General features: G+C 73.7%; 13 protein-coding genes. 10 read left to right on the forward strand and 3 right to left on the reverse strand.

What is annotated here, in order from left to right; all coding sequences use genetic code 11:
- Positions 1 to 27: 27 nt before the first annotated feature.
- The 9 genes from glmS (at position 28) to ES689_RS08610 (ending at position 10,516) form a co-directional block, all read left to right on the forward strand.
- Complete coding sequence (gene glmS / locus ES689_RS08570; RefSeq protein ID WP_146902862.1) at positions 28 to 1,887, forward strand: glutamine--fructose-6-phosphate transaminase (isomerizing); 1,860 nt, start codon at positions 28 to 30, stop codon at positions 1,885 to 1,887.
- A 29-nt stretch (positions 1,888 to 1,916) separates the two neighbouring features.
- A complete protein-coding gene (locus ES689_RS08575; protein WP_146902865.1) occupies positions 1,917 to 2,297 on the forward strand; it encodes a holo-ACP synthase in 381 nt (126 codons plus the stop codon).
- Entirely contained in the window at positions 2,294 to 3,382 is a 1,089-nt protein-coding gene (gene alr, locus ES689_RS08580) for an alanine racemase (protein WP_146902868.1), read from the forward strand. Before ES689_RS08575 ends, alr (ES689_RS08580) begins: the two co-directional genes overlap by 4 nt.
- On the forward strand, positions 3,379 to 4,572 hold the full coding sequence (gene alr / locus ES689_RS08585; RefSeq protein ID WP_146902870.1) for an alanine racemase: 1,194 nt from the start codon (positions 3,379 to 3,381) through the stop codon (positions 4,570 to 4,572). The genes alr (ES689_RS08580) and alr (ES689_RS08585) overlap by 4 nt, the downstream gene beginning before the upstream one ends.
- Positions 4,569 to 5,147 (forward strand): tRNA (adenosine(37)-N6)-threonylcarbamoyltransferase complex ATPase subunit type 1 TsaE, encoded by a 579-nt coding sequence (gene tsaE, locus ES689_RS08590; RefSeq protein WP_370512351.1) that lies wholly within the window; start codon positions 4,569 to 4,571, stop codon positions 5,145 to 5,147. The genes alr (ES689_RS08585) and tsaE overlap by 4 nt, the downstream gene beginning before the upstream one ends.
- A 71-nt stretch (positions 5,148 to 5,218) precedes the next feature.
- Positions 5,219 to 6,811 carry a polysaccharide biosynthesis tyrosine autokinase gene (locus tag ES689_RS08595; protein ID WP_146902874.1) on the forward strand — a complete coding sequence of 531 codons (1,593 nt, stop codon included), beginning with the start codon at positions 5,219 to 5,221 and terminating at the stop codon, positions 6,809 to 6,811.
- Entirely contained in the window at positions 6,808 to 7,941 is a 1,134-nt protein-coding gene (locus tag ES689_RS08600; RefSeq protein ID WP_223269488.1) for a glycosyltransferase, read from the forward strand. Before ES689_RS08595 ends, ES689_RS08600 begins: the two co-directional genes overlap by 4 nt.
- The gene (locus ES689_RS08605) at positions 7,938 to 9,503 is read left to right on the forward strand and encodes a lipopolysaccharide biosynthesis protein (protein WP_223269489.1); all 1,566 of its coding nucleotides are present in this window, start codon (positions 7,938 to 7,940) and stop codon (positions 9,501 to 9,503) included. The genes ES689_RS08600 and ES689_RS08605 overlap by 4 nt, the downstream gene beginning before the upstream one ends.
- Entirely contained in the window at positions 9,503 to 10,516 is a 1,014-nt protein-coding gene (locus tag ES689_RS08610) for a glycosyltransferase family 4 protein (protein ID WP_146902877.1), read from the forward strand. Before ES689_RS08605 ends, ES689_RS08610 begins: the two co-directional genes overlap by 1 nt.
- A gap of 26 nt (positions 10,517 to 10,542) precedes the next feature.
- Here the strand turns inward: ES689_RS08610 and ES689_RS08615 are convergent, their stop codons facing one another.
- Positions 10,543 to 11,475, reverse strand: a complete 933-nt coding sequence (locus tag ES689_RS08615; RefSeq protein WP_146902880.1) for a glycosyltransferase family 2 protein — start codon at positions 11,473 to 11,475, stop codon at positions 10,543 to 10,545.
- A gap of 88 nt (positions 11,476 to 11,563) precedes the next feature.
- On the opposite strand from ES689_RS08615, the gene ES689_RS08620 reads away from it, so the two are divergent.
- The gene (locus tag ES689_RS08620) at positions 11,564 to 12,550 is read left to right on the forward strand and encodes a glycosyltransferase family 2 protein (RefSeq protein ID WP_223269490.1); all 987 of its coding nucleotides are present in this window, start codon (positions 11,564 to 11,566) and stop codon (positions 12,548 to 12,550) included.
- Positions 12,551 to 12,552: 2 nt separating this feature from the next.
- Here ES689_RS08620 and ES689_RS08625 read toward each other — a convergent pair whose 3' ends face one another.
- On the reverse strand, positions 12,553 to 13,593 hold the full coding sequence (locus tag ES689_RS08625) for a glycosyltransferase (protein WP_146902887.1): 1,041 nt from the start codon (positions 13,591 to 13,593) through the stop codon (positions 12,553 to 12,555).
- Entirely contained in the window at positions 13,590 to 18,302 is a 4,713-nt protein-coding gene (locus tag ES689_RS16050) for a PKD domain-containing protein (RefSeq protein ID WP_191330303.1), read from the reverse strand. The genes ES689_RS08625 and ES689_RS16050 overlap by 4 nt, the downstream gene beginning before the upstream one ends.
- Between the last annotated feature and the right edge of the window lie 80 nt (positions 18,303 to 18,382).

Raw genomic sequence — 18,382 nt, forward strand, 5'->3', positions numbered from 1 at the left:
CGGCGCGAACGCCTTAGGATCGTCTGCATGTGTGGAATCGTGGGATACGTCGGCTCGGCGGGCGTCGGCGACAAGAGCGTCGATGTGCTGCTCGGGGGCCTGAAGCGCCTCGAGTACCGCGGCTACGACTCGGCCGGCGTCGCCGTGATCGGCGCCGACGGCACGCTCGACAGCCGCAAGCGCGCCGGCAAGCTCCAGGTGCTGGTCGACGACCTCGAGGCCGACCCCCTGCGCGACGGCCAGACCGGCATCGGGCACACCCGCTGGGCCACCCACGGCGGACCGACCGACGAGAACGCGCACCCGCACCTCGCCGACGACGGCAAGCTCGCCCTGATCCACAACGGCATCATCGAGAACTTCTCCGAGCTCAAGGCCGAGCTGCTCGCCGAGGGCGTCGAGTTCCTCAGCGAGACCGACTCCGAGGTCGCGGCGCACCTCGTCGCGCGGGCGTACCGATCCACCGGCGACCTGGCCGAGGCGCTGCGCACCGTCGTGGCGAGGCTCGACGGCGCCTTCACCCTGCTCGTCGTGCACGCGGACCAGCCCGGCGTCGTCGTCGGTGCCCGCCGCAACTCGCCGCTCGTGATCGGGCTCGGCGACGGCGAGAACTTCCTCGGCAGCGACGTCGCGGCGTTCGTCGCGCACACCCGTCGCGCGATGTCGATCGGGCAAGACCAGCTCGTCACCATCCGCCCCGACTCCGTCGAGGTCGTCGGCTTCGACGGGCTCCCCGTCGAGACCAGCGAGTTCGAGATCGACTGGGACGCCTCGGCCGCCGACAAGGGCGGCTGGTCGAGCTTCATGGCGAAGGAGATCAGCGAGGAGCCCGAGGCGGTCGCCAAGACCCTGCTCGGCCGCGTCTCCGGCGGCGGCGTCCACCTCAGCGAGCTCGACGGCGTGGCCGACCGCCTCGCGACGGTCGACCGCGTCATCGTCATCGCCTGCGGCACCGCCGCCTACGCCGGCATCCTCGGCAAGTACGCGATCGAGCAGTGGGCGCGGGTGCCCGTCGAGGTCGAGCTCGCCCACGAGTTCCGCTACCGCGACCCCGTGCTCGACGAGAAGACCCTGGTGGTCTCGATCAGCCAGTCCGGCGAGACCATGGACACGCTCATGGCCGTCAAGTACGCCCGCGAGCAGGGCGCACAGGTGCTCTCGATCTGCAACACGCAGGGCTCGACCATCCCGCGCGAGTCCGACGCCGTCATCTACACGCACGCCGGACCCGAGGTCGCCGTGGCCTCGACGAAGGCCTTCCTCGCGCAGGGGACGGCGCTGTTCCTGCTGGGGCTGCACCTCGCCGGGCTGCGCGGCACGCTCAGCACCGACGAGATCGCCGACCAGGTGGCCGACCTGCAGGCCATCCCGGAGAAGATCGAGCGCGTGCTCGAGTCGTCCGAGCGCATCCGCACCCTGGCGGGCTGGATGGCCGACACGCGGTCGGTGCTGTTCCTCGGCCGTCACGTGGGCTACCCCATCGCGCTCGAGGGCGCGCTCAAGCTCAAGGAGCTCGCCTACATCCACGCCGAGGGCTTCGCGGCCGGCGAGCTCAAGCACGGACCGATCGCCCTGATCGAGCCGGGCCAGATCGTCTTCGTCATCGTGCCGTCGCCCCGCGACCCGCGGTCGCTGCACCCGAAGGTCGTCTCGAACATCCAGGAGATCCGGGCGCGTGGCGCCCGCGTGATCGCGATCGCAGAAGAGGGCGACGCCGCCGTGCTGCCCTTCGCCGACGAGGTGCTGCACATCCCGCTCGCGGCGCCGCTCTTCGAGTCGCTGCTCGCGGTCGTGCCGCTGCACGTCTTCGGCATGGAGCTCGCGGCGGCCAAGGGCCTCGACGTGGACCAGCCGCGCAACCTCGCCAAGTCGGTCACCGTCGAGTAGCGGACGACGATGACGCACCTCCGCAGATCGTGATCGTGGGCATCGGGGTCGACGTGGTCGACCTGGCGCGCTTCGCGAGCTCGCTCGACCGCACGCCGGCCCTGCGCGCCCGCCTCTTCGGCGACGCCGAGCAGCTGCTGCGCGACGGCTCGCCCCGCCGCGTCGAGTCGCTCGCGGCGCGCTTCGCCGCGAAGGAGGCGCTGGTCAAGGCCCTGGGCGGCTCGGCCGGGGTGCGGTGGCACGACGTCGTCGTCGAGTCCGACCCCGACGGGGCGCCCAGCCTCGTGCTCGCGGGGGGAGCGCGGACGCTGGCCGACTCGCGGGGCGTCACGCGCCTCCACCTGTCCCTGAGCCACGACGGCGGGGTGGCCGTCGCGTACGTCGTCGCCGAGGGGGCGGTGGTCGCGTGACGCAGGACGTCCGGCTCGCCGTCGACACGGCGGCGCTCGCCCACAACGTCGGCGTGCTCCGCGAGAGGGCGGGCGCCGCCCTCGTGATGGCGGTCGTGAAGGCGAACGCCTACGGCCACGGCGCCGTCGAGAGCGCTCGCGCCTTCGCCGCGGCCGGCGTCGACTGGCTCGGCGTCGCGGACCTCGACGAGGCCCTCGAGCTCCGGAGGGCGGGCCTCACGACGCCGGTGCTCGCCTGGCTGCACGCGCCCGGCGAGACGTTCGAGCAGGCGGCGCGACACGACGTGACGCCTGCCGTCTCGGACCTCGCGCAGCTCGAGGCCGCCGCGGCCGCGGGCGTGCGCGCCGTCCACCTCTGCGTCGACACCGGCCTCAGCCGCAACGGCGCCGTCGAGTCGGAGTGGCCGGCCCTGTTCGACCGTGCGGCCGAGCTCGGCGACGTGCTGCCCGTCGAGGGCCTGATGAGCCACCTCTCGAACACGTCGCCCGAGGAGGACGGGCTGCAGCTCGCCTCCTTCCTCCGAGCCTCGGCCGCCCTCGGCGAGCGGGGGATCGAGCCGCCGCTGCGGCACGTCGCGGCGTCGGCGGCGGCCCTGCACTACGAGGGCTCGCACGGCACGATGGTGCGCTTCGGCCTCGCCGCCTACGGGCTCAGCCCGTTCCCCGACCGCACGTCCGCCGACCTCGGGCTCCGCCCGGCGATGACGATGACGGCGCCCGTGACGTCGACCAAGCGGGTGCCCGCCGGCGAGGGCGTCTCGTACGGCTACCTGTTCCGCCCCGAGCGCGACACCACCATCGCCGTCGTCCCCGTCGGCTACTCCGACGGGATCGACCGTGCCGCGAGCGACCGGGCGTCCGTGACGATCGGCCGGCGCACCTACCGCGTGCGCGGCCGCATCGCCATGAACGCCCTCGTGATCGACGTCGGCGACGACCCCGTCGAGGTCGGGGACGAGGTCGTGCTGTTCGGCGACCCGGCACTCGGGCGACAGGGCGCCGACGACTGGGCGCGCGCCTCCGGCAGCATCACCTGGGACGTCGTCGCCTCGCTCTCCGCCCGTCTCCCGAGGAGCACCACATGACGGCCTGGCTGCGCCGAGCGACGATCGACCTGGGCGCCTACCGCGCGAACCTGACCTCGTTGATCGAGCGCATGGCGCCGGTCGAGGTGCTCGCCATCGTCAAGGCCGACGCCTACTCGCTGGGCGCGGACGTGATCGTGCCCGAGGCGCTCGCCGCGGGGATCCGCTGGTTCGGCACGGTCGAGCCGCAGCCCGCGTACGAGATGCGCCGCGCGGGCGTCGGCGACGAGGCGTCGTTCTTCGCGTGGCAGCTCGGCCCAGACGAGGACTGGGACGCCGCCGTCCGCCTGCGCGTCGACCTCGGCGTCTCGACCCTCGAGCAGCTCGAGGCGTTCGCGGCGGCGGCGCGCGCCGCCGGGCCGGGGCACGAGGCTCTCGTCCACCTCACGATCGACACCGGCCTGCACCGCGAGGGCTGTCTGCCCGCCGACTGGCCCGCCTTCGTCGCGCGCGCCGTCGAGCTGCGCGACGAGGGCACGGTCCGGCTGCGGGGCGCGTTCTCGCACGTGTCCGAGACGAGCGAGGCCGACGACCACGCCGCCTCCCTGGTGTTCCGCAAGGCGCTCGACGACGCGGAGGCGCTGGGCGCGACGTTCGAGAAGCGCCACATGTCGTCCAGCTCGGCCGGCATGGAGCACCCCGAGCGACGGTTCGACATGGTCCGGATGGGGTCGAACGGCTACGGCAACCCCGTCACCGAGGGCGTGACCGCCGCCGACCGCGGACTCCGGCCCGTGCTGACCCTCGGCGCGCGCGTCGTCCGCGTCAAGCGGGTGGCGGCCGGCACGGGCGTCTCGTACGACTACACCTGGCGGGCCGAGCGCGACACCACCCTCGCCCTCGTGCCCCTGGGCTACGCCGACGGCGTGAGCCGCCGGGCGCAGGGGGCGGCCCCGGTCACGATCCGGGGTCGTCGCCACCCGATCGTGGGCCGCGTCGCCATGGACCAGTTCCTGGTCGACGTCGGCGACGAGGCGGTCGAGGTCGGCGACGAGGTGCTGCTGTTCGGCCCCGGCGACGACGGCGAGCTGACCATCGGCGAGTGGGCCGACCTGACGGACAGCATCCCGGAGGAGGTCTCCTGCCGCATCGGGGCGCGCGTCCCGCGGCACTACCTGGGGCGGACAGGCCGAGGTGCCGACCTGCCCGGGTCGGGACCCGACGGGACGGCTGCCGGGGCGTCCTCGTGACCGTGCCGCCGCCTCCTGCGGGCCGGGTGCTGTTCGCCGGCGACCTCGCCGACACCGAGGCCACGGAGGCGCTCGGCCGACGGCTCGCGGGCTTGCTGCGCGCCGGTGACCTGCTGGTGCTGACGGGGCCGCTGGGCGCCGGCAAGACCACGCTGACCCGCGGCCTCGGTGCCGGGCTGAACGTGCGCGGACAGGTGGCGAGCCCCACCTTCGTCCTGGCGCGCACGCACCCGACCGGGTCGGGCGTGCCGCTCGTGCACGTCGACGCCTACCGGCTGGGCGGCGCCGACGAGCTCGACGACCTCGACCTCGACTACGAGGGGTCGGTCGTCGTGGTCGAGTGGGGCGCCGGGCTGCTGGACGGCGTGGCCGAGTCGTGGCTCGACGTCGTGATCGAGCGGCCGACCGGCGCGGGCGGCCACCTGAGCGACGGCGACCGGAGCGACGGCGACCGGAGCGACGGAGTCGACGCCCTCGACGACCGCGACCCGGACGACGTTCCCGACGAGCCGAGACGCCTCACCGTGACTGCACACGGGCCCCGGTGGAGCGGCGTGCCGGCGCTGGTCCCCTGACGGGGGGCGAGGGGCGGCGCCACGGGCAGGTATGCTCGGCAGATTCGTCCTCGTACCCGGGAGTGTCGGCAATGGATCCACAGCACTACTGGCGCGCCCTCGTGCGCAGCTGGCCGCTCGTCGTGGTCCTGGCGATCGTGGGGGCCGTCGGCGGCTGGGGCTGGTCACAGACCCAGCCCGACAGCTACCGCGCCACGAGCAGCGTCTTCGTCGCCGCGGCGGAGGGCGCGAGCCCGACCGAGCTGCTGCAGGGCTCCACCTACACGCAGAACCTCGTGCAGAGCTACACCCGGCTCGCCACGACGTCGGCCGTGCTCGGCCCGGTCATCGCCGACCTCGACCTCGACACCACGCCCGCGAGGCTGTCCCGACAGATCACCGCCGAGAACCCCCTCAACACGGTCATCATCGACGTCTCCGTGGTCGACGGGAACGCCGACCAGGCGGCCAGCGTGGCCAACGCCGTCACGACCTCGTTGACCGAGCAGGCTCGTCGTCTCTCGCCGGAGAACTCCACGGGCGTCTCCACCCTCTCGGTCACGCCGGTCGCGACCGCCACCCCTCCCCAGTCGCCGATCGGGCCCAACCGCCGCCTCATCGCGCTCACGGGGCTGGTGGCAGGTGGGGCGATCGGCGTCGCCCTCGCCCTGCTGCGGTCCGTGCTCGACACGAGGCTCCGGTCGGCGCGCGAGGTCGACGAGCTCCGGCTCGCGCCGCTCCTCGGCGCGATCAGCCGGCGGCCCCCCGGGCAGAGCGCCCTGGCCGACGACCCGCGGGGCGTCGCGTCGGACGACTTCCGCCGGGTCAGGGCCCAGATCCAGTTCACGGACGTCGACGCGGAGGTGCGGTCCATCACCCTGTCGTCGTCCTCGGCCCACGACGGGGGAGACCGGGCACCGCTCGCCCTCGACCTCGCGCTCGCCTTCGCGGAGCAGGGCCTGTCGGTGCTCATCGTCGACGCCGACCTGCGCGGTCCCGGCCTAGCCTCCGCGGCCGAGGTCAGCGACGCGGTCGGCCTGACGGACGTCGTCCTCGGCCGGCGCGAGCTCGCCGACGCGGTCGTCACCTGGCGGGACGGGGTCGACCTCCTGCCCTCCGGCGAGGTGCCGCCGAACCCCAGCCCCGTCATCAGCTCCGTCGCGACCTCGCACCTGCTGGAGGACGCTCGTGAGGCCTACGACGTCGTCGTGGTCGACGCCCCGCCCGTGGTCAGCTCCTCCGACGCGCTCGAGCTCGGCCGCATGACCGACGGGGTCGTGCTCGTCACGACCGTCGGCCGGTCGCTCCGCCGAGACCTCGTGCAGGCAGTCGACGAGCTCCAGGCGGTGCAGGTCCCGATCGTCGGCATCGTGCTCGACGGGGTCCGAGCCGACCGGACCCGCACGGCGACGGCGGCCTCGCCGTCCCGCCCCGCGCCCTCGCCGGCGGAGCTGCGGCGCCGGGAGCGGGCGCTCACGGCCGACCAGGCGGCCGCCTCCTCCGCACGGTCGGGCGGCGACCAGGCGTCGGGGGCGACCGGTCGCGACCGGACGGCCCAGCCTGCGGCCACGCGGTCGGTCGCCGACCAGACCCGCGCCGGGGCAGGTGCCTCGTCCGGGACCAGGGCCACCGGCGGCCGCGCCGGGGGACGAGGCAAGGGCCGCCCGTCCGGCGCCCGGTCGTGAGCCCGTCCCGTCGCAGCGCCGTTCCCCGTCTCCCCGCCGTCAGGCTCTACGAGTCGCTGAGGACGGCGCACCTCGAGCGTGCCCACCAGCTGGCGCCGGCCAGCATCGTGCACCGGGTGACGCGGTACGACTTCGACGAGAGCCTGACCGAGGGGCTCGACCTCGTGCAGGCCGGCCCCGTCCGGGCCGCCTGGCTCGTCGCGCGCTCGCGCGTCCGGGTGCTCGAGGTGAACGAGCCCCTGATGACGTCGAGCCTCCCGGCGACTGCCCTCGTGCTCGCGGCGCTCGCGGGGCGGCGCGTGCTGACCCGTCGGCGCGTCACCGTCGTCAGCTACCTGATCGGCAACGCCGACCCCTTCGCGTCCGGCACGGCGCCGCGGCTCCGCACCCGTCTGCGGCGACGCGCCGAGCGAGTGCTGGCGCGGCTCGTGTGGCGCCGGCTCGACCGGGTGGTCTCGGGGACCGACTCGGCCCGCGAGACGTACGCGCGCCTCCTCGGCCCCTCGTCGCCCCGGACGTCCGCCGCGACGATCCCTGCCCTGCCGACCCGGCACCCCGAGGCTCGCGGCGGCGGGGTGCGGCCGCCGACCGTGGTGTTCCTCGGGGCCTTCGCCGAGCGCAAGGGCCTCCCCGTGCTGCTTGCCGCCTGGCCGGCGGTCCGCGAGGAGCACCCGGACGCCCGCCTCGTGCTGCTCGGCAAGGGCCCTCTCGAGCCCGACGCCCGCGCGCTCGCCGACGCCGACGACTCCGTGACGGTCGAGGTCGACCCTGCTCGGAGCCGCATCCACGACGTGCTCGACGCGTCGCGTGTCCTCGTGCTCTGGTCGCAGCCGAGCCCGACCTGGCGTGAGCAGGTCGGCCTGCCCCTCGTCGAGGGGCTGTCGCACGGCTGCACCGCCGTGACGACGACCGAGACCGGCCTCGCCGACTGGCTGGAGGCCCACGGGCACGTCGTCGCCCACGGCGACCCTGCCTCGTCGTCCGTGCTGGCGCACTCGATCGGCAGCGCCCTCGACGCCGGCCGGTCCGCGGACTCCGTGCTCGCCGATCTGCCGGAGCTCGACGGCCGCCTCGCCGCCGACGACCGCCTCTTCACCCCGGAGCTGTCCGCCCGCGAGGACTCGGCGTGAGCGGGGGCGGCTCTCCGCGGCCCCGTCGCGGCGGCGCCATGGCAGCGGTCGGCTCGACGGCGGCGATGAAGGTCGTCGTGATGGGCCTGTCAGGCGTGCTCGGCATCATCACGAGCCGCATGATCATCCAGAACTTCGGCACCGACGCCTACGCGCAGTACGGGCTGCTCTCGACGTTCCCGACCCTGCTGCCGTTCGCCGACCTCGGCATCGCCGCGATCGTCATCAACGCCGTGGCCGGGTCGTCGTCGGTGCGGACGGACGACTTCGTCAAGCGCTCGATCGTGACCGCGTTCCGGGTGCTGCTCGTCTCGGGCGGCATCATGGTCGCCGTCGCAGCCGTCATCACCCTGGCGGGCTGGTGGCCGGTGCTGCTCGGCGAGGGGCTGATGCCCGACGGCGGCTCGCTCGCGGCCGGGCTCTGCCTCGCCGTGTTCGGGCTCGTCATCCCGCTCACCGTGGGCCAGCGCATCCTCGTCGGCCTGAAGAAGACCAGCACACAGGTCGCCAGCCAGGCCGTCGTCGCTCCGTTCATGCTGCTCGCGATCGGCTCGGCCGTGATGCTCAGCGTCCCCGTGGACAGCTACCTCGCCGTGATCTCGTACGTCGCGAACAGCCTCGTCTCAGTGATCTGCCTGATCGTCGCCGCCCGTGCCCTGTCGCCGCAGATCGGATCCGCCGTGAGGCTGGTGCCCCGGGTCCGCAGCTACCGCGGCGTGCCCGCGCTGGGCCTCGCGTGGCCGATGCTCGTCCAGATGATCGCCCTGCCCGTGGCCATGCAGACCGGGCGCCTCCTGCTCAGTCACCTCGCCGGGCCGGACGAGCTGGCCCAGTACAACCTCGCCTCCCAGCTGTTCGGCATCGTGCTGCAGACCGTCGCCGCGGCGGGGATCGCGCTCTGGCCGGTGTACGCCGCGGCGCGCTCGGCGGGCAGGATCGAGTCGCCGACCGTGCCGACGCTGTGGTTCCTGCTCGGCGGCCTGGTGCTGGGCACGGCGCTCGCCGTGATCAGCCCCCTGCTCGTCGACTTCGTGTCGGACGGCGCGATCTCGCTCGACGGCTGGATGCTCGTCGGCTTCGTCGTGTTCGTCGGCCTGCAGGCGGCGAAGTACCCGGTCGGGATGTACATGACCGACAAGACCGGGCTGGTGTTCCAGGTGCTGCCCATCGTGCTGATGGTGCCCCTGAACCTCGGTCTGTCGTGGTGGTTCATCGGGCTCGTCGGGGCCGCGGGGCCCGTGCTCGGGTCGGCGATCTCGGTCGCCCTCTGCCAGCTCGTGCCGAACCTCTGGTACGTCTCGCGCGATCTCGGACGCCGTCGTGCCGAGGCCCTCGCGGGCGGCGGCTCGGACGGCGGCTCGGACGGCGTCGGCGCCTCGGTGAGCACGGCCGGTCTCGACGTCGACGAGCAGCGCGGCGACGAGACGGCGACGGACCAGGCGATCGCCGAGCGAGCCCTGGACGAGCGGTCCGTGGCCGAGCGGTCCGGTGACGACCCCGACGGCGGGGCCGACGACCGGTCCGGCGACGGGCGCGGCGACGCTTCGAGGGAGGTGCGGTGATGGAGGTCCTCTTCGCGACCGAGCGCGACGTGGCCGGCTGGGCCGCCGACCACGCGGCAGGGCTCCGCCCGGGGCTCTGGCCCTACGGCCTCGAGGCGCTGCGCGGCCCGGACCCTGCGGCGCGGATCGCCTCCGTCGCGGAGCCCGGCCGCCTGCAGGTGCTGCGCGACCGCGTGGCGCCGCGCCGCGCCTCCTCGGCCGTCGGTGCCCGTGGCGTCGACGGCGACGTCGGAGTGACCTGGGACGAGAACGTGGCACGACGGATGCTGCTCACGCGGCCCCACGACCGGATGTACACCGGCGTCATCTGGGTGACCGACCGGGTCGAGCGCGGCCAGGACGTCGGGCGCATGCGCGACGTGCTGCGCCGGATGAGCGGGCTCTGGGTGATCAGCCGAGGGCAGGTCGAGCCGCTGCGGCGCTTCGTGGGCGAGGACGGTCCTCCGGTCGGGTTCTTCACCTTCGGGGTCGACGAGGAGTTCTTCGCGGCGCGTCCGTGGCCCGAGCGACCGATGGTGCTGAGCATCGGGGGCGACCGCGACCGCGATCCCGCCACCCTCTTCTCCACGCTGGAGCGCGTGCACGCAGACCGGCCCGACGTCGAGCTGGTCGTCCAGACGACGAGCGACGCCGCGCCTCCTGCGGGCGTCGCCGTCGTGCCCCACGTCTCGCACCGCGAGCTCGCGGAGCTCTACGCGCGGGCGTCGGTCGTGGCCGTCGCCACCCGCGACAACCTGCACGCGTCGGGCATGACGGTCAGCCTCGAGGCCATGGCCACCGGCCGGCCGGTCGTCATGACCGACACCCCCGGCATCGAGGACTACGTCGAGCACGAGCGCACGGGCCTGCTCGCGCCCGTGGGCGACGCCGACGCGCTGGCCGGGCACGTGCTGCGGCTGCTGGGCGACGACGACGAGGCGCGCCGGTTCGGGGCCGCCGGGCGTGCCGCGGTCGAGGACCGGCTGACGACGCGGCACCTGGCGGCGTCGCTCGCGGAGTTCGTCGGCCGCTGAGCCGCGGCCCCCCGCCTGTGCTCACCTCAGGAGCGTCGTCGGCGCAGCTCGGCCGCGACGAGGCGCCTGCCCTCGAGCACGGCGCGCAGGCCCACGAGCAGGGTGCCGGGCGACCGCACGAACTGGCGCCGGCCGCCCTGCAACAGCACCTCCCACGCGACCGTCGGCGTGACGCGTCGCCAGCGGCGCAGATCGTCGTCGCCGAGGTGCTTCGCGGCGAAGAGCAGGCGGTTGCGGATGTTGTGGCGGTAGTAGCCGGCCGACTTCGCCTGGCCCGAGCTCTCCGCCCCGTCGGCGGCCTGCGTGCCGCCCTCGGCGTGGACGACCGTGACGTCCTCCAGCAGCTGCAGCGCGCCTCCTGCGGCCACGACGCGGCGCGACAGGTCCACGTCCTCCCAGTAGAGGAAGTAGTCGTCGTCGAAGCCGCCGCAGCGCCGCCACAGCTCGTCGCTGAGCACGAGGCAGGCGCCGCTGAGCCATGCGTCGACGCGCGCACCGTCGATGCGACGACGGCGTGAGCGGATGCGCCCGTCGTCGAGGTAGAGGTCGCTGCCCGCCGACCAGACGCTCCCGTCGGGGCGCAGCACCGTCGGTGCGCTCATCGTGAGGGGCTCGGACGAGGAGGCGCGGAGCAGCGCGGAGAGGGCGCCCACGTCGGCGACGGCGTCCGGGTTGAGCAGCACGTGGTGGCGTGCCCCGGCGGCCTGCGCCCTGGCGACGCCGAGGTTGACCCCGGTGCCGAAGCCCTCGTTGCCGTCGGGCGTGACGAGCAGCCAGCCCTCGGCCGTGGCCAGCTCCGTCACCCGGACGCGCTCGGCGGCTCCCGACCAGTTGTCGACCACGACCACGACCAGGTCGTCGACCACCCGGGAGACGGGTGCGAGGTTCTGCCGGAGCAGGTCGGTCGATCCGTAGTTGACGACCACCACCGAGAGGTCGGCCAGCGAGGTCCGGCTCACGGGGTCACCCACGGTTCGTCCCCTGCCCACCCGCAGGAGGCGCGGTGCGCCACCCGGCGCCGGCTGCCGACCTGACATGCTGGGGCTCGTGACGACCGACCCGACTGCGCCGCGCCTCCTGACGATCGCCGTGCTGACCTTCCGACGGCCCCGCGACCTCGACGCCGTGCTGCCCCTGCTCGTCGAGCAGGCGCGCCGCACACGCCCCCTCGGCGTCGAGGCGCGCGTGCTCGTGGTGGACAACGACGCGAGCGGGTCGGGGCGGGCGCGCGTCGAGGAGTCGGCGCTCGCGGCGGCCGCCCCTGGCGTCGGCGCCGGGCCCGTCAGCGTGGACTACGTCGTCGAGGCCGTGCCGGGCATCGCCTCCGCCCGCAACCGGGCCCTGGTCGAGAGCGTCGAGAGCGACCTGCTGGTCTTCATCGACGACGACGAGCGCCCGTCCGAGTCGTGGCTCACGGCCCTGCTGTCGCTGCAGGCCGAGACCGGCGCCGCGGCGGTCGTCGGCCCGGTGCGCAGCGAGTACGAGGTCGAGCCCGACCCGTTCATCGTCGAGGGGCGCTTCTTCGACCGTCGGCGCCTGCCGACCGGAACCGCGGTCGAGGTGGCGGCGACGAACAACCTGCTGCTCGACCTGGGCGAGGTTCGTCGCCAGGGGCTCTCCTTCGACCTGGCGCTCGGCCAGCTCGGCGGCGAGGACACGCTCTTCACCCGCGGCCTCGTCGCGGGCGGCGGCACGATCCTGTGGTGCGCGGAGGCCGTCGTCACGGACGTCGTGCCCGCGCACCGCGTCACGCGGCGCTGGGTGCTGCAGCGCGCGTACAGCAGCGGCAACGGCTGGAGCCTGACGTCGGTCATGCTGTCCGCGCGAGGGCCGGCGCGACTCGTGACGCGCCTTCGGCTCACGGCCAGGGGCGGCGTGCGGGTCGCCGGCGGCGTCGCGCGGCTGGTGGTCGGGACGGTGGTCCGCTCGCTCGGCCAGCGCGCGCGCGGCCTGCGCACGATCGCACGCGGCGCCGGCATGGTGGCGGGCGCGTGGGGCGCGGGGTACCGGGAGTACGGCCGCGTCGACGGCTGAGGTCACGCTCGGCCTCGCCTGACCGCGGCGACCGCACGACGGTACGCCTCGACGTGCGCCTCGCCGGCGCGGTCCCAGTCGCGGGCCGAGAGGTCGGGGCGTGCGTCGTCGCGGAGGCGTGCGGCCTCGCCCAGGGCGCGCTCGACGTCGGCGGACTCGAGGTCGTCGGAGTACTGCTGCACCCAGCCGGGGCCGACCTCGTCGGCCAGGCGGGCGTTGACCTCGTTGGCCGGCACCAGCACGGGGCGGCCGAGCGAGAGCGCGGTCAGGACGCCGCCGGAGTTGTGCATCTCGCGGTACGGCAGGACGACCAGCTCGGCCCGGCGGACCGTGTCGATCAGGGCCACGTCGTCGAGGAACCTCAGGTCGAGGCTGACCCGCGGGTCGGCGGCGGCGAGCTCCTGGAGCCCCCGCGCCAGGTCGGGCGACGACGGCGCGCCCGCCGCGTGCAGCCGACGGTCGTCGCCCCGCACCCCGCGGAAGGCCCGGAGCAGCCCGTCGACGCCCTTGTACCGCCGGATGAAGCCGAAGTACGAGACGCGGCCGGCCTCGCGGGCAGGCCAGGGCCACCGGGAGAACCAGTCGACGTAGTGGCCGTGGGGGATGAGGGCGCCCAGGGCGCCGGGCCGCTCGGGAGTCTCGTCGTTCAGCCGCACCCAGAGGGTCGTGCGCCGTTCGATCCAGCGCAGCAGCACCCGCTCGCGACGCGAGATGCCGCTCGGCAGCTCGAGGTTGTGCTCGGTGCGGACGATCGCGGTGCGCGTCGCCCACAACTTGACGACGAGGGCCACCGTCAGCCCCTGTCGCACCAGAGCCTTCAGCGGGCTCTGCCCCGAGACCAGGATCTCGGGCCAGTGCACGTGGAAGACGTCGTAGCGGCCGAGGAGCGCGCCCCTCCAGTCGAAGGTGCGCACCTCGACGCCCGGCACCGCGCCCACGGCGTCCCGGAGCATCACGAGGTAGGGGTTCGTCGTCGGGCGCGGTCGCGGGAACGACTGCTGGACGACGAGCCTGTTCGCGGGCTCCGGGACGACGCGGGTCACGGCTTGAAGACGCTCAGGTCGTCGAACGAGACCGTCTGCGGGGCGTTGGTGGTGTTGCCCGAGGCGTAGGCGCCCAGTGCGACCCAGCCCGGCGCCTGCAGGGCGGCGGTCCCGTCGGTGGCCGAGACCGTCCACGCGGTCGGCTCCGGCATGCCGTCGGCCCATACCTTGGCGCGGATCACGGTCGACCCGCTGCCGCTGACCTCGAGTCGCACGTTGACCTTGGCGCCCTGCGCCACCTTGCCCGGCACCAGCGTCTCGGCAGCGAGCGAGGTGCCCGTCGTCGAGCCCTTGAACGCGGTGAGGCCGACCACGACGCTGCCGTCGGGGCGGAAGCGCAGAGCAGCGCGGTACTCGGAGTTGGCGGCGACCTTGCGGCCGGTCACGTACACGTACGTGCCCGTGCCCGTCGGCACCTTGTCGAGGCTGACGCTCGTGCGGAGGTCGGCGTCGGTCGTGCTGACGCCGGTGAGGGCCATGGAGGTGTTCCAGCCGGCTGCGCCGAGGAACTGCGTGCCGACCCCGTTCGCGACGCCGTACTGCGACGCCGTCCCGGTGCGGGTCCAGGTGCCTCCGGTCTCGGCCGAGCCCCAGCCGTTCGCGACCGTCCGGCCGAAGCCGTCCTTCGCGGCGGCCGTGACGACGGGAGGCGCGGTGACCGTGACCGTGGAGGTGCGAGTCGCGGTGGCAGCCCGGTCGTCGGTCACGACGAGCGTGACCGTGTAGGTGCCGCCGGCGGCGTAGACGTGCGACGCCGTGCTGCCGGTGGCGGTGGCCCCGTCGCCGAAGTCCCAGGCCCACGAGGACACGGTGCCGTCGCTGTCGGCCGAGGCCTTGCCGTCGACGGCGAGGGAGAGCTCCTTGGCGGTGGCCGTGAAGGACGCGGTGGGTGCCGCGTTCGGGATCGGAGCGACCGTGACGGTGCCCGTGGACGAGCCCGTCGCGCCCTTGTCGTCCGTGACGGTGAGGGTCACCGTGTAGGTGCCCGCCGCCGCGTACGAGTGGGCGGCTGTCCTGCCGGTGGCCTCGCCGCCGTCGCCGAAGTCCCAGGCGAAGGCCGCGACGCTGCCGTCGGGATCGGCCGAGGCCGAGGCGTCGACCGTGGCGGAGAGGCCCGTCGTCGTCGAGGTGAACGACGCCGTGGGGGCGACGTTCGCCGGGGGAGCGGGTGCGACCGTGACCGGGGCCGTCGAGGTCGCCGTGGCGCCCTCGTCGTCCGTCACCGTGAGCGTGACCGTGTAGGTGCCGGCGGCGGCGTAGGTGTGCGACGTCGTCGCTCCCGTGGCCGTGGTGCCGTCGCCGAGGTCCCAGGCCCAGCCGGCGACGCGGCCGTCGGCGTCGGTCGAGGCCGACGCGTCGAGGGCGACCGCCAGGTGGTCGACGGCCGAGGTGAAGGAGGCGGTCGGAGCGGCGTTCACGCGAGGTGCGACGACCGAGACCGTCGCGGTCGTCGTGGAGACGGCCCCGAGGGAGTCCGTCACCGTGAGCGAGACCGTGTAGTCGCCGCCTGCGGCGTACGTGTGGTCCACCTGCGCCCCGGTCGCGGTCGTGCCGTCCCCGAAGTTCCAGGCCCACGAGGCGACGGTGCCGTCGGGGTCGGTCGACGTGCGTCCGTCGAACGAGGCCCCGAGACCGGTGGTGGTCGTCGTGAACGCGGCGGTGGGAGACGCGTTCGGCACGTCGGCGCCGAGGGCCCAGTGCTGCGCGACGGTGGTGGCGTCGAGGGGCCGTGAGTACACGGCGGCCTCGTCGAGGGAACCCGCGAAGTAGCCGGAGCCCGAGTTCCACGAGCTGTCGCCGCCGATGCGCCAGAAGCCGCGGAAGCCGTCGGACGACGCGGACGAGTTCGTGCCGACCGCGGCGCCGTCGACGTACAGGACCATGCCCTGGGCGCCCTGCGTCGCGACCACGTGGTGCCACCGGCCGTCGTTGTAGCTGGCGCTGCTCGTGGCGAGGTTCATGCGGCCGGTCCAGTTGCCGAACTGCAGGCGACCGTCCTGCTCCATGTACACGTGGCGGTCGTAGTTGCCGCTGTAGCCGGTCTGCTGGTTGCCGAGGCCGATCAACTTGCCGCCCTGGGTCGTGGTCGTCCTGAACCACGTCTCGAGCGAGTAGCTGTTGGGCGAGTCGTAGGAGGTGGTGGTCGCCACCCCGCCCGACTGCCCGTCGAAGCCAGCCGAGGTGCCCGTGTGGGAGGCGAGCGCCGAGGCGCCGCCTGCCGTCAGGCCACCGGTCGCCACGCCGGCGACCCCGGCGGGCGAGGAGTCGGCCCCGAGCGAGGCGCCGTCCCCGTCCAGGCGGAAGAAGACCTCAGGGTCGTCCTGGAACACGCGGGCGCCGTAGGCGTCCGTGGGTGCGGAGGGCAGGGTGCTGGCACGGCCGGAGGCGGTCCACTGGCCGTCGACCTGCTTGCGGTCGAGGGCGGTCGGGAAGATCGCGACGTCGTCGATGTCGCCCTGGAAGAAGGGCGCGCCGTTCCAGTTGTTGTCGCCGCCGATGCGCCAGAAGCCCGTGTAGTCCTGGGCGCTCGTCGTGCCGGCGTCGGAGCCGACCTTCTTGCCGTCGACGAAGAACGTCTGCCCGGCCGAGCTCAGGGTGCCGACGACCTGGTGCCACTGGCCGTCGTTGAGGGCGCCGGGGCTCGTGAGGATGCGGGATGAGCCGGGGTAGACGCCGAACGACACGCGCCCGGACGGGTCCATGTAGAGGTGACGGTCGTACGAGCCGGACGTGCCGGTGCGGTTGCTGCCGAAGCCGACGATCTTGCCGCCCGCGGTGGTCGTCGTCCTGAACCAGGCCGAGACGCTGAACGTCTGCGGGCCGGCGATCGCGTTGCGCGTCGACGACAGGCCCGTGTCGGTGCCCGAGAAGGTGCTCGCGCCGTCGGCGTCGACCGACGCCTGGCCCGTCGTTCCACGGGTCACGCCGGCTAGGGCGTCCTGGTCGTCGAAGCCGACGGAGTCGTAGACCGTCGAGCCGGTCTTCTCCCCGAGTCGCCAGAAGGCCGTGGCCCCGTCGGCTGCGACGCGGGTCGTGTAGGGCGACGCGGCCTGGGCCGTGACCGTGACGTCGGTCCCGTCGCCGAGCACGGTGTTGCCGAGCGGGTCGGTGGCGCGAAGGCGGTAGCTGTGCGTGCTGCCGGGCTCGAGCCCCTTGTCGACGAAGCCCAGCGCAGGACGCTTCCAGAAGGTCGATGCCGACGTCGTGGTGTAGACGGGCTCGGCGAGGTTGCCGTCGCGGTACACGGCGTAGGTCAAGTTGGCGTTGTCCTTGTCCCAGTTGGCCTGCCAGCTGACCCGCACGGTCCCCGTCGACAACGACACCAGGGTGGGGGTGAAGAGGGCTCCGGCGGCCTCGGGGCCGACCTTGTTGGGGGCGAGGCTCGACACGGCGAACCGCACCAGGCCGTTCTGGGCCTTGCCGTTCACGGTGGGGAACTCGCCGCCGTAGACGACGTACTTGTCGTTCGCCGCGACGCTCCACGGGCCCTGGCTGAGACCCGTGTAAGTGCCGGTGCCGAAGTCGGGGAACCAGTTCAGGATGCTGGGCGCGGGGGTGCCGGCGAAGTTGTAGTAGCCGTAGGGGTCGTTGCCGACGGTGCCCGTGGCGCTGTCGCTGAACGCCATGGCCCGCTGGAACGTCCACGGCTCGGTCTGCGGCTGGCCGCCGATGTTGCCGCAGTAGTGCGGGTGTCCGGCGACGAAGACGGCGGTGCTGTTCGCGGCCACCGAGTAGGTGTCGCCGTGGCAGTCCTCGACCCAGGCGAGGTCGCCGTTCCAGGTCGACTTGAAGGCGCCCTCGAGCCGGCCGCCGCCGCCGAACGTGTAGCCCGAGCCGTAGAAGCCGTTGGCCGTGGCGCTGAGGCTGTAGATGGCGGCCTGGCCTCCGCCGTTGCGGATGACGTCGTTCGTCTGGAGGGGCAGGTTGACTCCGGTGACGGTGTCGACCATGGCGAGTCCGTACCCTGGCTGCGACGAGCCGTTCACTGAGCTGAACGAGCCGCCGAGCACGACCTTCGAGCCGTCGGGGCTCGCCACGAGTGCGAGAGCGTCGCCGCCGACGAGCTGGGGGGCCCAGGCCGTGTTCGCGCCGTTCGACGCGGTGACGGCCGCAGCCTTGAGCCGAGTGTCCTTGCCGACGCTCGAGAACCCCCCGGCGAAGTAGACGTTCGGACCGACGGCCGCGATCGCGTTCACCGAGGCGTTCGTCCCTGGGTTCCAGCTCGTGATGAGCGAGCCCGTGGTGGGGTCGAGCGCAGCCAGGCGGTACTTGTTGACTCCGTTCACCTTCGTGAAGGCGCCGGCGATGTACAGGCGCTTGCCGTCGGGCGATGCCGCTATGGCCTTCACCTGTTGGTCGATGACCGGGGCGAAGGTCGTCGACAGTGCACCTGTCTTCACGTCGTAGGCGAGGAGGTACGTGCGCGTCACCTCGTTCTGTCCCGCCGGGGAGCCTGCCGGGCGAGCCTTCGTGAACTTCCCCGCGGCGTACACGGTGTCCCCGACGATCGCCTGAGCAAAGACGGATCCGTCGATCTGCGGCGTGGGCAGCGCGTCGGCGGTGACGGTCGCGGGCGTTGCGGGCGAGGTCGGGTCCAGAGGGGACGAGTCGGCAACGGCGGGCTGCAGACCGGTCATCACGGAGAGAAGGACGGCGGACGCAACGACGATCGCGGGCAGGCGAAAGCGCGACGAGACGGTTGTACCCATCGGGGGGTGCCTCATTCGGGTCGGGTGTCACCGCCGACGTTCGGGCGTCAGCGGAGCCGCCGGCATTCGGGTCCCGGCAG

The sequence above is a fragment of the Frigoribacterium sp. ACAM 257 genome, assembly GCF_007954365.1.
GTDB lineage: Bacteria > Actinomycetota > Actinomycetes > Actinomycetales > Microbacteriaceae > Frigoribacterium.